Origin of the sequence: Arthrobacter sp. P2b (assembly GCF_900168295.1) — a bacterium.
Lineage (GTDB): Bacteria > Actinomycetota > Actinomycetes > Actinomycetales > Micrococcaceae > Arthrobacter.
The window spans coordinates 90,082-102,474 of sequence record NZ_FVZL01000012.1; the positions used below are offsets into that span (position 1 = coordinate 90,082).

The window sequence follows — 12,393 nt, forward strand, 5'->3', positions numbered from 1 at the left end:
TCTTAATCACTCCCCCGCCAGCCTGCTTGGATCAGCGCCGTGCGGATCTTGGCCACCGCGGATTTCGCGTCGTTAGGCATGTGGCGCTTCGAGATCCGAACTTCGGTCCACCCCAGGGCAGAGTACCGTTCTGACCGACTGATGTCCCGGACCACCTGGAGTTCCTCCCCGTGGTGCTCGCCTTCATATTCGATACCGATGCGGTACTTCCGGTAGGAGAGATCCGGTTCGTGGTGCCGTGTCCCGTCCTCCGCAATGATGGGAACGTTCAGTTCGGGTTCGGGCAGTCCGGCCCGCACCACAGCCAGCCGAAGCAGTGTTTCCTGGGGTGAGTCGGAGCCAACGCGGACCATCTTGATGGCCTCTTTGGCTTTGCGCAGCCCACGCTTTCCCTTGTGCCTGTCGATCATCCGTTGAAGATCGGCAATGGTGCACAGCGGCATGTCCCGGCCATCGAACTCCGGACGGGGCACCCGCACACAGCTGTCCCCAGCCACTACAAGTTCATCCACGGTCAGCAATTCAGCGAGATCCAGCCACGTACGTTCCGGCGTGGTGACAGGGATACCCTGATGGACCGTGACTTCGTCGTCGTAGAGCTTCATTCGGTGCACGACCACGTGCGGCCGGTTGAGGTGTGCCGCACCTTCGGGACGGATGATGTGAAACATATCGTTTGGCTCCTTTCGCTGTCGACGCGGCAGCGAAAGGAGCTCCGCCGCCGTCAGGTGGGACGCGGCGCACCGCTCATTCACTTCAATGAAAGGCCTCACCCTGGCATTCAAGGGGAGTTCCGCCGTCGCGCGTTCCATTCGAATACCCCTGCCATGGCGCTCCAACGACCGGTGCCGCCAGCGCCGCGGAGACACTCCAGTGAACGACGCGTCAGCAATGGTGAAGGGGCGCCCCCGGAGCTCCTCCGGCAGCGGACGTGGGGTCTTCATCGGTCCATGACACCAGAATCAGGCAAAGACCGCGGAAGTTATCCACACCTCTTATCGAATGCTCCGTACATGTCGTTTTCCCGGATCAAAACGGCATCTACGGAGCAATCGATGGGTCAGTCCTCGCTGTGGATCTCCCGCTGCCGGGCGCTGAGCAGCTCGATCTCGGGCCTGCCCGCAACGAGACGTTCGACGGCGGCGAGCACCTCCACGAGGTGGGCGCGGTCTGCTGCCACCAGGCCGGCCCCCACCTGGGAGCGCCGGTACTGGTCGTGGTCCCCCACCTCGGCCACGGAGACATCAAAGCGGCGCTTGAGCTCGGCCAGCAGGGGCTTGATGACGGAGCGCTTCTCCTTCAGGCTTTGGACGTCGCCCAGGAGGATGTCGAATTCAATCCAGCCGATCCACATCAGATGGTCAGCTCCCCCATCCTGTCCCAGCCGTCGCCGTCGAGCTGGCGGCTGATGATCCGGGGTGTTTCGGCGAGGGCCTGGGGCATGTCCGCCATGGCCTGCTTGAAGTGGCCGCTGTTGACATGGTCGCCTGCGGCGTCGTCCTTGAAGGCCTCCACCAGGACGAACTCGTTCGGGTCCTCCACGCTGCGGGACCAGTCGAACCACAGGTTGCCGGGCTCCTCCCTGGTGGCCCGGGTGAAGTCAGCCACCAGGTCCATCCAGCGCTCCGACCACTCCGGCTTGACCTTGAATTTGACGACGATAAAAATCACGGGGATGTCCCTTCCGCGGCGAGTGTGCGTGCCCCTTTAATGTACCGGGAGGTGACGTAGCGCTGGGCGGCCCGGGTTACCGGTCCGCCTGCAGAGTAGAACCAGTTGGCGGGCCGGCTGAAAGCCCGGATCCGAAGGAACACGTCCCCCTTGCCGTCGATCTCCACTTCGAAGGATTCCTCGCCGCGGGCCGGGTGCCCCGGCAGCGTCCCGTATCCGAACCCTGCCGATTGCGGCAAACCATCCGGGGAGGGTTGCCGCACCCAGACCACTTCACACGGCGCGTTCAGCCTGAAAGGCCCGACGCCGAACCCGCTCACCACCCGCGCTCCGGGCACCGCCGTGGGGGAATCGGCACGGACACGCAGTCCGGCCCGCCGCTGAAGTTCCCAGCCCAGGATGCCGCGGGCCACACGCCCGTAGACCGCAAGCCCATTGCCCAGGTGGACCTCCTTCAGCACCCGGGAGTAGTCCGCGGGTCCGTTGCCCTGTTCGGTGCCCCCTATTCCGGGGTAGTCGAGGACCCCTTTCACGTGCCACTTGCCGTCACGCATCCGGCGCTCCCAGTCGGGCCCATCCCAGCTGCGCCTGCTGCTTCCGGCTGAGGCCCGCCACCACCAGGTCGTAGGAGTCCTCCACCATGTCCCTGACCATGCTGTCCGCCAGCGCGCCGTCCAGCCGGACACCGTTCCAGTGCGTCTTGTTCATATGCCAGGCACCTGTGATTTCGGGGTTGGCCGCACGGAGCTGCACCGCAAGGGACGGTTCACACTTGAGGTTGACGTAGAAGTCCTGAGGGTCCATCGAGGACAGGGCAAAGAGCTTGGCCTCCTGCCGGCCACCGGCGGCGGTGTGGGCCCGGACCTTGAACACCGCCGTCTCCGGGCCGAAAGGATAATCCTCATAGCTGCCGGGGAATGACAGGCAGATTTTCCTCAATGCTTCGGGGTCCATCACGCCAGCCTATAAAGCGGGCCACTGCGGTGCTAGTCTGCGAGGATGTCACACGATCAGGGCACCATTCCTGTTCTGGACCTGAGCACCGCACGGCAGCCCTACGGGTCTTTCAGTCCGGAATTCATCGAGCAACTGCGCTATGCCACCCATAACGTTGGTTTCTTCCAGATCACGGGTTACGGGGCCTCCCCCGGCCAGGCTGAACACCTCCTGGATGTCATCAGGCGCTTCTTCGACCTCCCCCTCGAGGAACGGATGAAGCTGGACAACCGGCTCTCACCCCATTTCCGGGGATACACCCGGATGGGCACCGAGGTGACGCAGGGCAGGGCAGACGCGCGTGAGCAGATCGATTACTCGCCGGAACGGGAGCCCGTCAGCAGCTATTCGGCGGACGAGCCCTACTGGTTGCTTCAGGGGCCGAACCTCTGGCCGGACGAGTCCTTCCCCGAGCTCAAGCCGGCGGCGATGGCGTGGGCCGATTTGATGTCCGCGGTGGGAATGGAGCTCCTGCGGGCCATTGCGGTGTCCCTCCAACTGCCCGAGGACTACTTCGACGAACCGTTCCGCGACTCTCCTGCCTGGATGGGCAAGCTGGTGCACTACGTCGGCGGCGTGGTGGAGGCAGCCGGAGACCAGGGCGTAGGCTCGCACGCGGACTACGGGTTCGTGACGCTCCTTCTGCAGGACGGCGTGGGCGGGCTGGAGGTGCAGCCCCCGGGGGCCACCGGCTGGCTGCCCGTGGAGCCGATCCCCGGCGCCCTGGTGGTGAACCTGGGCGAGATGCTGGAAGTGGCAACCGAGGGATACCTCGCCGCCACCATCCACCGCGTGCAGGCACCGCCGCCGGGCGTGGACAGGTACTCCGTCCCGTTCTTTTGGTCCCCGCGGCTGGACGCCGTGATCAAGCCGGTCCCCCTGCCGCCCGAACTGAAGGCGGCAGCGAGGGGCATCACGGATGACCCCGCGAACCCGCTGCTGGCCTCGTTCGGCCTCAACATGCTGAAGGGCCGGATGCGCGCCCACCCGGATGTCACCGAACGGCACTATCCCCACCTGATGACACGCTGACGGACCCGGCCGGGGCGGACGGCAGGATCAGGTGTTGAATATCCAGGCCTGCTGGGCGGGACAGGCGTCCATCACCACGTCCAGGCCGGCAGCCTTCGCCCGCGCCGCCGCATCCTCGTCGATCACTCCCAGCTGGAGCCACACCGCCTTGGCGCCCACGGCAATGGCCTCATCCACCACCGCCCCCACCCTGTGGGAGTTCACAAAGCAGTCCACGACGTCGATGGGGTGCTTTTCACGCGGGATGTCACCCAGGGTGCGGTACCCCTGTTCGCCGTGCACCGGATCACCGGGCAGGTTGACGGGGATGATCTCCATGCCCAGCCGGTCCCTGATGAACAGCGACGTGTCATAGGCGGCGCGCCACTCGTTGGTGGTGAGGCCCACGATGGCCCACCGGCCTTTGGTGCGCATAAGGCGTTCAATGACAGCAGGATCGTTGGTGTGGCCCATGCGCTTAGCCTACCGGGCGGACTTTGCGTCCCGGCCAAGCCCCGGCGCCCAGTCCGGGCTACCGGCTGAACTTCCGCAGCCACCTGTTCCCCGGCAAAGGTTCAGCCACTGCCCCGACGGCATCTTCAGCCTGCAGGACAACGTCCTCCAGCGGCTCCACAACAATGCTCAGGGGCGGCAGGACGGCCTCATCAGCAGGTTCTTTCTCGAGGCCGGATGCAGGGTTGCCCCCGGCCGGCTGCCGTTGCCCGCTTTCTCCTGGGGTGGCAGTCCCGGCGGCCTGGTTGCGCCGTCCGGGTTCCTGCCCGCCGGCAAGGGCACGTGGAGCTTTTCCGGCTTCACCGGAGGCCACCGCCGAGGGTCGGGGTTCCGCTGCCTGCTGCGGCCCGGGTGCGTGGTCCTGCTGCAGAAGATGGCTGTCAGCAGGACCGGGTCCTACTGACACCGGTTCCGCGGCAGGCTGCCCTGCGCCGGGATCGTCCATGCCATCCGGGTCATCGGGCTGCACCAGTCCGGTGGCGGCCTGTCCTTGGATGGTCCAGGACGGTGACCAGTTTTCCAGCAGCTGCTGAACGGAGTGGCTGCCTCCGCCGGGGGCGGGTGAACTGGCAGCGACTCCTCCTATCCCGGTGCCCATGCCGGCAAGCAGGGCAAGGCCCAGGACAGTTGGCCGGTGCCGGCGCAACCGCCGCCGCCGCGCCAGCTCATCGCCGGCAGCATCCTGGTCATCCTTCAGCACGTCCAAGCCCGCTGCGGCAGGTTCCACGGCTTCCGTCGCGGAACCCGCCATCAACAGGGCAAGCGGGCCGGAGGGAGCGGGCACGGGAAGGGACGCCAAAGATCCGAGTGAAAGGAGGATGCTGCGGAGGTCAGTATCGCCGGCCTGGCCGGCGTCACTGAGCATGTCATCCACCTGGTGGTGCAGGCTGTCCGGGGAGCGCGTCATGGTGTGAGGTACTCCTTCACGCCGGACAGCTCCCGCAGCTTGAGGAGCGCGCGCCGCTGAAGCTGCTTCACGGCCCCCGCACTTTTGCCCATGGTCTCGGCCGCCTGCTCAACGGTGAGCCCGGCCACCAGGCGAAGCGACAGCACTTCCCGCTGGTCACCGGGAAGTCCGTCCAGCAGCCGGAGGACCTCCTGCGGGGAGATACGCTCCAGCGCCACGTCTTCGGCCGAGGAGTCTTCCCGCTGGTCCAGTTCGGGCTCGAATGGCAGTTTTGCGGGGGTGCGGTTCTGCCGGCGATGGTCATCGACCATGCGGGCGTGGGCTACAGAAAAAATGAAAGTGCGAAGTCCTGCGGCACCGCCGTGCACAGTGCCCAGCCGGGGCAGGACGGAGAGGAACACCTCCTGCATTGCCGCCTCCGGATCCTCGACTCCCCGGGCTGTGAGATAGCCCAGAACCTGTGATGCATACGTCCGGTAGACGAGGCTGAACACGTCAGCCTGGCGGGATTCATCCCGCAAAGCCTCGTCGGTCAGTGCATCGGTCACGGACGTAGTGCTTTCAGTCAAAGAGGGGGTTGTTTGCCCGGGAAGGCCTTCCACAGGGGTGGAACGGCTTTTCCCCGAAATTACTTTACCCCTCGGTAACCACTGCGCCGGGACCGCCACGGGCGCCACCGATTCCGGCATGAGGCAGCTGCCCCTGCCACCGGATCAATGAAAGAGCCGGTCTGGAACGTGATGGGGGACAAGTTCCAGACCGGCGCTACATAGGGGTAATCGCTGACGACGGCGAAAGGGTTACGCGTTCCTGAAAAAACTTTCCAAAACTTTTTGGAGGAGGTTCAGCGGGCCGCGGCCGGGATCCAGCGCGGTGCACTCCCCTGCCGGCGCGGTTCCTTGGCGATCGTGAAAGCGTGCACCCTGGCGGGGACGCGCTGGTCATCGCAGTCGGCCTGGGGCCTCATTGGAGCAACAGCGGGAGCCGCGGCGGAGCTCCTGGTTACTGCCCCGGCAGGGCAAAGATCGGTGACCAGACCGGTACCTGCGCATTCACGGACGGCGGCGATCCCGGCGGCGAGTGCGGACTTGTCCTCAAAAGGCCCGGACACCGCCATCACCGTGCCATCGGGGGCCAGAAGCCGGAACCTAAAAAACGAATCTGAATCGACAAAAGCTTCGAACTTTCCGGCCATAAGAAATCCTTCCGGTCTGCGGGATCCTGCCCGGCGACATCCTTGTCACCAGCTGGTCTGTGCGCGGTGCTGCGCATGTTCCCGCGGGTTTGGTCGAACGAATTGGTGATTGCATCACGTGGTGTTGATAAGTCTGTCGTCCAATGACGCAGCCTCACAAGACCAGCCGGGTTAACCCTATGTAAATTGCCATACTTTTGGGAAGACAAACGGCGGGCCACCCACTCGGGTGACCCGCCGTCGTCGTCCCCACCCACTCCCTAGCCTCGCAAGCTCGGCCAGGGAACCCTGCGGGCGTGGGCCCACACGTCAGTCGTTGATAAGGTCGTTCACCACGATGGTCTGGTCGCGGTCCGGGCCCACGCCGATGGCGGAGAACCGCGTGCCGGACAGCTTTTCCAGGGCCAGCACGTAGTTGCGGGCGTTCTCGGGCAGGTCAGCAAGGGTGCGGGCGCCCGTGATGTCCTCGGTCCAGCCTTCGAAGTATTCGAAGATGGGCTTGGCGTGGTGGAACTCGGTCTGCGTCATGGGCATCTCGTCATGGCGCACGCCGTCCACGTCGTAGGCCACGCACACGGGGATCTGCTCGATGCCGGTGAGGACGTCCAGCTTGGTGACGAAGTAGTCCGTGAAGCCGTTGACCCTGGATGCATGGCGGGCCAGGACGGCGTCGTACCAGCCGCAGCGGCGCGGGCGCCCGGTGTTGACGCCGAATTCCCCGCCGGTCTTCTGCAGGTACATGCCCATCTCGTCGAAAAGCTCGGTGGGGAACGGACCGGCGCCCACGCGTGTGGTGTACGCCTTGATGATGCCGATGGAGCGGGAAATGCGGGTTGGGCCGATGCCGCTACCCACCGAGGCGCCGCCGGCAGTGGGGTTGGAGGAGGTGACGAACGGGTAGGTTCCGTGGTCCACGTCCAGGAATGTTGCCTGGCCGCCTTCCATCAGGACCACTTTGCCCTCATCGAGCGCCGTGTTCAGGACCAGGGTGCTGTCGATGACCAGCGGACGGAGCCGCTCGGCGAAGGAGAGGAAGTACTCCACGATTTCCTCCACCAGGACGCTGCGGCGGTTGTAGACCTTCACCAGCAGTTCGTTCTTCTGGCGCAGGGAGCCCTCCACCTTCTGGCGGAGGATGGACTCGTCAAAGACGTCCTGCACGCGGATGCCCAGCCGGGCCACTTTATCCATGTAGGCCGGGCCGATGCCGCGTCCGGTGGTTCCGATGGCGCGGCTTCCCAGGAACCGCTCGGTCACCTTGTCCAGGACCTGGTGGTACGGGGCCACGAGGTGGGCGTTGGCGGAAACCCGGAGCTTGGAGGTGTCTGCGCCGCGGGCCTGCAGCCCTTCGATTTCCTGGAAGAGTGCTTCGAGGTTCACCACGCAGCCGTTGCCGATGATGGGAACCGCGTTGGGGCTGAGAATGCCTGCCGGCAGCAGCTTGAGTTCGTACTTTTCACCGCCTACGACGACGGTGTGCCCGGCGTTGTTGCCGCCGTTGGGCTTGACGACGTAGTCAACGCGGCCGCCCAGAAGGTCAGTGGCCTTGCCTTTTCCTTCGTCGCCCCACTGGGCTCCTACGATCACAATTGCTGGCATGGGATCCTCCCCCATTCGTTCGGGCTGCCCGGGTCCGGCCATGGAGGTGGCTTGCCCGGTGCGGCGCCGTTCATGAGAATGCCCCGAATGGACCGGCCGTCGCTGGTCCGCGGGACGGGGCAGCGATGCAAGAGTTCCGGGGCTCTTACCACCCAAGTTTAGCCGATGAGCGACTTTGTCCACTCGTTCGGCCGCCGCGGTCCTTCTTGCAGGGTAAAGGACTCCTGCAGGCAAGGACCGCGGCGGGTGGGGCGTTATGGCTACTCGCCGTCGGCTTCCTCGCCCGGCCGGGACGTCTGGGTGGCAAGGCTGTCCCAGAAGGAGGTGTCGGCGTCGGCGATGGAGCCGTCCGCAATTGCTGCCGCGGTTGCAGTCAGCGTGGTCACGGTCTGCTGGATCAGGTAGCCGTTGCTGCGCAGGCCCAGGGCGACGCCGTCCGCGTAGTGGTCGGACATGCCACGCATTTCGAAGAGCAAGGTTGCGATGTCGTACTCAACGGCAATCCCATTGCGGCTGATGGTTTCGGCGCTGCCACCCACATACTTGCCCAGGTGGCCCCAGCCGGTGGAGTCGACGTTGTTAAACACCACGGCGCCCAGCTGCTTGGACTTTTCCACCACGGCAGGATCGGCGTTGGGTGTGGTGGGGTACAGGATGGACCCCGAGACCAGCTTTCCGTCGCGTTCGCTGCGTGTGCCCTGGTGGTGCAGGTCGATCATGTAGTCCACCGTGTATTTGCGCATCACATTGTTGTGCAGCGCCTGGGTTTCCGGCTGGACCTTGTCTACGTGGTCGCGGTTGAGGTCCACTTCCTCGGCGTTGTAGCGGGTCATGTTGCGGTCGCCCGTGGCCAGGTAGTCATCCAGCGGGAAGTTCACGTCCCCCATGGCGCCATCGGCGTTGAGCATGGGAACGATCAGGATGTTCACACCGTCCAGGATGTCCTCCGACTTGCCCGTCCCGAGGTGCTTGACGAATTCCAGCGCACCTTCGGTGGTGAGCTGCTCATTGCCGTGCTGCTGCGTGAGGTACAGGATGGTGGGTTTCGCCGGGTCCGAAATGTACTTGACCAGGTGGATGTCGCGTCCCTTGACCGTCTGGCCGATGACCTCAAGCTCCATGGCGGACTGGCGGGCGTCCTGGTCCTTCAGGAAGGAAACCATCTGGTCATACGTAGCCAGCTTCGAGGTGGTGATTTGGCCGTTGCCGTCGTAGTTAGGGCCTTCACCTACTGCCTGGGCGAGCGGTGCGGGTCCTGCCACGACGGCAAGAGCAAGGGCTCCGGCGGCCAGGGTCCTGAAAGTTGCCAGGGTTTTTCTCACGGTGCGTAACCTCTTTCGAGTGCATTAGGTGCGTCCAGCCCGCTATGTCCCCCATTGCCGGCTGTGACATCAGCCAACCGTGCTGGACAAAACCTGTCAATGGACATGACGGTTATCCGCACCCAGTTATTACGAATCGAAAGCTGTCAACGCGACGCGACATATGGCGAAGCGAATTTGCCCCCGCCCGCATTGCTGGATTTAAGTGAGAGTGAACCATCCGGAGCGGCCAAGAGACCTGGCTCAATGACGCCGCAGCAACCCGTCAGGGCAGGACGTCCTGCCTGCAGAAGGTGCTACTGCCAGGACCGATGGAAAGGAAAAATCCAGCATGTCCCTGAATACCGACCACATCCGCGTTACCCACGCTGGTTCCTTGCCGCGCACGCCCGAGCTTATCGCCGCCAACGCGGCGCGCGAGGAAAACCCGGCCGACGTGGAGGGATACAACGAACTCCTCACCGCTTCCGTTGTGGACCTGGTCCAGCGTCAGCAAAGCCTGGGCATCGATATCCCGAACGACGGCGAGTACGGCCACGCGATGTCCGCCGCTGTGGACTACGGCGCATGGTGGTCCTACTCATTTGCCCGGATGGGCGGCCTGGAACTGGACAATGACGCCACATGGGCCGTTGAACCGAAGGAATCCACCCCCGGCAACGTCCAGCTGACGGGATTCATCCACCGCCGCGACCGCGTCCTTTTCGCCGAGGCCTACAACGATCCCACCAGCGGCATCTTCACCGGCGGCGCCAAGCCGTTCCCGAAGGTCACGGGACCGCTGGTGTACACGGGCCAGGAGGCGGTGGCCTCGGACATCGCCAACCTCAAGGCCGGCCTTGCCGCAACCGGATTGAAGGAAGGATTCGTGGCAGCGCTCTCCCCCGGCAGCGCGTCACGGATCACCAATGAGTACTACGCCACGGAGGAGGAGTATATCTACGCCTGCGCGGACGTCCTCCGCGAGGAGTACAAGGCCATCGTGGACGCCGGCCTCACTTTGCAGATCGATGATCCCTCCATCGCTGAGAACTGGGACCAGATCAGTCCGGAACCCACCGTTGAGGACTACCTCAAATTCACGCAGATCCGGGTGGAAGCGCTGAACTACGCCCTCCGCGGCCTTCCCGAGGAGCAGGTGCGCTTCCACCTCTGCTGGGGCTCCTGGCACGGCCCCCACACCACCGACCTCCCGTTCGCGGACCTGGTGGACACAATGCTGCAGATCAACGCCGGCGGGTACTCCTTTGAGGCCGCCAACGTCCGCCACGAACACGAGTGGCGGGTGTGGGAGGACACGAAGCTCCCCGAGGGCAAGGTCATCATCCCCGGCATCGTCTCGCACGCCACCAACGTGGTGGAGCACCCGGACCTCGTGGCAGACCGCATTGTCCGTTTCGCTGAGGTAGTTGGCCGCCAGAACGTCATTGCGTCCACGGACTGCGGCCTGGGCGGGCGCGTCCACCCCCAGATCGCCGTCGCCAAGCTTGAAGCACTGGGAGAAGGCGCCCGCCGGGCAACCAAGCGGCTCTGGTAACAGCCGCCCCTTCTCCGCCAGCCAGGACCGCCGGTTCCCTGCTCCACAGTATTGGATGCAGGGGACCGGCGTTTCGTTTCTCCGGGCTTGCTAAACTGGAACAGGCCGACCCGGAATCGGTCCACCCCATCTCAACCGCCGCTCATGTGTGGCGCCTTCGTGCGCCCATATCCGCCGGCGGCAGCACCGCCAATCCCCGCAGGAGATCCAGCACTACATGACAGCCCTGGCCCCCGAATCTTTCCATGAGCAGCTCCTGAGCCGCCGCTACGAACCCAATGTTGCCGCCGTCAATGAACTGTGCGATTCCCTGCAGGAGACCCGGCCCGGCACGGTAGTGCCCTACGTCGACCCCATGCATGACGTGGACGAATGCCGCATTATCAGCCTGTTCTCGAACATCGGAGGGGCCGACGAGTCCGGCTTCATCACCCCGGGAGACCAGGACGCCACTACCCGGATGCTCGGCATCCAGTGGAAGCTGGGCCTTCGCCCCGAGTTCGTCATGCCCTGGAACGTGCACCCCTGGCACGTCCCGGGCGAGGTCAACGGGAAGTTCACCCCGGACCAGATCCAGGCCGGCCTGAAGCCGCTGCTGAAGTTCCTGGCGCTGGTCCCGCGCGCCTCTGTGATCGTGGCCCACGGCACCGAAGCCAACCGCCTGGCCAACCTGCTGCTGAAGACCGAGGTGCCGCTGCTCTGGCGCCGCGGCCTGAAGACCTACAAGGTGCGGTCCCTGAGCGGACGCGCTTTCGCCGGTTCCCCGGCCCGCCAGGAGGAGTACCTCGAGGACATGCGCGTGGCCTACGCCGACGCCATGGCACGCACCGGCCTGCAGAAGGCATAGCCATCAGACTGAGCCTGACCTTCGGCGATTGAGCCTGTCGAAATCAGGTTTAAGCAGGCTCAACCACCGGGCAGTACGACGGCGGGCGGTCCCTTTTCGTGTGGAAAGGTGACCGCCCGCCGTCGTTCTTTAAACGCAACGCAGGGTCACTTTCGGCCCAATCCGGTGCCTGGAGAGGGCTAAAAGTGACCCCGCGTTGCTTCTGCTACTTGCCTTCGATGGCTGCCTTGGCAGTGGGGTCCGAGTCGTTCAGGAACTTCTCGATCCGCTCCGGTTCCTCCGCCTCGCCGATCGCGGCCGCGGCACGGCCCAGCGAGTACAGCGCACGGAGGAAGCCACGGTTGGGCCCGTGCTCCCAGGGGATGGGCCCCACGCCACGCCAGCCGTTGCGGCGCAGCGAGTCCAGGCCGCGGTGGTAGCCCACGCGTGAGTAGGCGTAGGAATCGATGGTGCGTCCCTCAGCCCAGGCCTCTTCCGCCAGCACGGCCCACAGCAGCGAGGAGGTGGGGTGCTTTTCCACGAGGTCCAGGGCTTCCTGGCCTGCTTCCAGCTGCTGGTAGACCTCGGTCTCGGCAGGCAGGAGCGTGGGCTCGGGGCCCATCAGGTTCTTGCGGAACTCGTCTGACATTCCTAGAAGGTCTTTCCGGCCGAGCCGAGCTGCTTGGTGGCTTCCACGACGCGGGCTGCGAGGCCGGCTTCGGCGGAGGCGCCCCAGACGCGGGGGTCGTAGGTCTTCTTGTTGCCCACTTCGCCGTCCACCTTCAGGACACCGTCGTAGTTGCGGAACATGTGGTC

General features: G+C 64.8%; 15 protein-coding genes, 1 pseudogene and 1 riboswitch. Of the genes and pseudogenes, 3 read left to right on the plus strand and 13 right to left on the minus strand.

All coding sequences use genetic code 11. From position 1 onward, the window contains the following. Positions 1-2: 2 nt before the first annotated feature. The 5 genes from B5520_RS16480 to B5520_RS16500 all read right to left on the minus strand — a co-directional run bounded on the left by B5520_RS16480 (position 3) and on the right by B5520_RS16500 (position 2,625). Positions 3-671, minus strand: a complete 669-nt coding sequence (locus tag B5520_RS16480; protein ID WP_079598157.1) for a hypothetical protein — start codon at positions 669-671, stop codon at positions 3-5. A gap of 389 nt (positions 672-1,060) precedes the next feature. After that, entirely contained in the window at positions 1,061-1,354 is a 294-nt protein-coding gene (locus B5520_RS16485; RefSeq protein WP_079598158.1) for a DUF503 domain-containing protein, read from the minus strand. Beyond that, positions 1,354-1,671 (minus strand): putative quinol monooxygenase, encoded by a 318-nt coding sequence (locus tag B5520_RS16490; RefSeq protein WP_079598159.1) that lies wholly within the window; start codon positions 1,669-1,671, stop codon positions 1,354-1,356. Before B5520_RS16490 ends, B5520_RS16485 begins: the two co-directional genes overlap by 1 nt. Further along, a complete protein-coding gene (locus tag B5520_RS16495) occupies positions 1,668-2,225 on the minus strand; it encodes a DUF1990 family protein (protein WP_079598160.1) in 558 nt (185 codons plus the stop codon). The genes B5520_RS16490 and B5520_RS16495 overlap by 4 nt, the downstream gene beginning before the upstream one ends. After that, entirely contained in the window at positions 2,218-2,625 is a 408-nt protein-coding gene (locus B5520_RS16500) for an MmcQ/YjbR family DNA-binding protein (protein WP_079598161.1), read from the minus strand. The genes B5520_RS16495 and B5520_RS16500 overlap by 8 nt, the downstream gene beginning before the upstream one ends. Before the next feature lie 45 nt (positions 2,626-2,670). On the opposite strand from B5520_RS16500, the gene B5520_RS16505 reads away from it, so the two are divergent. Beyond that, positions 2,671-3,699, plus strand: a complete 1,029-nt coding sequence (locus tag B5520_RS16505; RefSeq protein ID WP_079598162.1) for an isopenicillin N synthase family dioxygenase — start codon at positions 2,671-2,673, stop codon at positions 3,697-3,699. A 27-nt stretch (positions 3,700-3,726) separates the two neighbouring features. Here the strand turns inward: B5520_RS16505 and B5520_RS16510 are convergent, their stop codons facing one another. The 6 genes from B5520_RS16510 to B5520_RS16535 form a co-directional block, all read right to left on the minus strand. Further along, positions 3,727-4,152: a CoA-binding protein gene (locus tag B5520_RS16510; protein ID WP_079598163.1), complete on the minus strand. Its 426-nt coding sequence runs from the start codon at positions 4,150-4,152 to the stop codon at positions 3,727-3,729. A 58-nt stretch (positions 4,153-4,210) separates the two neighbouring features. Beyond that, on the minus strand, positions 4,211-5,098 hold the full coding sequence (locus B5520_RS16515) for a hypothetical protein (protein WP_079598164.1): 888 nt from the start codon (positions 5,096-5,098) through the stop codon (positions 4,211-4,213). Next, positions 5,095-5,646 (minus strand): RNA polymerase sigma factor, encoded by a 552-nt coding sequence (locus tag B5520_RS16520; protein WP_079598165.1) that lies wholly within the window; start codon positions 5,644-5,646, stop codon positions 5,095-5,097. Before B5520_RS16520 ends, B5520_RS16515 begins: the two co-directional genes overlap by 4 nt. 296 nt (positions 5,647-5,942) lie before the next feature. Beyond that, entirely contained in the window at positions 5,943-6,293 is a 351-nt protein-coding gene (locus B5520_RS16525; protein WP_079598166.1) for a YegP family protein, read from the minus strand. A 309-nt stretch (positions 6,294-6,602) separates the two neighbouring features. Further along, complete coding sequence (locus B5520_RS16530) at positions 6,603-7,892, minus strand: adenylosuccinate synthase (protein ID WP_079598167.1); 1,290 nt, start codon at positions 7,890-7,892, stop codon at positions 6,603-6,605. 260 nt (positions 7,893-8,152) lie between these two features. Continuing rightward, positions 8,153-9,214 carry a M14 family zinc carboxypeptidase gene (locus B5520_RS16535; protein ID WP_079598168.1) on the minus strand — a complete coding sequence of 354 codons (1,062 nt, stop codon included), beginning with the start codon at positions 9,212-9,214 and terminating at the stop codon, positions 8,153-8,155. A 213-nt stretch (positions 9,215-9,427) separates the two neighbouring features. Next, a riboswitch (SAM riboswitch) is annotated at positions 9,428-9,532 on the plus strand. A gap of 13 nt (positions 9,533-9,545) precedes the next feature. Here B5520_RS16535 and B5520_RS16540 point away from each other — a divergent pair. Beyond that, positions 9,546-10,751, plus strand: coding sequence for a cobalamin-independent methionine synthase II family protein (locus B5520_RS16540; protein ID WP_079598169.1), 1,206 nt, complete (start codon positions 9,546-9,548; stop codon positions 10,749-10,751). A 217-nt stretch (positions 10,752-10,968) separates the two neighbouring features. Continuing rightward, on the plus strand, positions 10,969-11,598 hold the full coding sequence (locus B5520_RS16545) for a uracil-DNA glycosylase (RefSeq protein WP_079598170.1): 630 nt from the start codon (positions 10,969-10,971) through the stop codon (positions 11,596-11,598). Positions 11,599-11,803: 205 nt separating this feature from the next. Here the strand turns inward: B5520_RS16545 and B5520_RS16550 are convergent, their stop codons facing one another. Together B5520_RS16550 and B5520_RS22470 are read right to left on the minus strand one after the other, a co-directional pair. Continuing rightward, a complete protein-coding gene (locus tag B5520_RS16550; RefSeq protein WP_079598171.1) occupies positions 11,804-12,226 on the minus strand; it encodes a DUF3151 domain-containing protein in 423 nt (140 codons plus the stop codon). A 2-nt stretch (positions 12,227-12,228) separates the two neighbouring features. Beyond that, positions 12,229-12,393: pseudogene (locus tag B5520_RS22470) on the minus strand (class II fructose-bisphosphate aldolase); the annotation flags it as partial.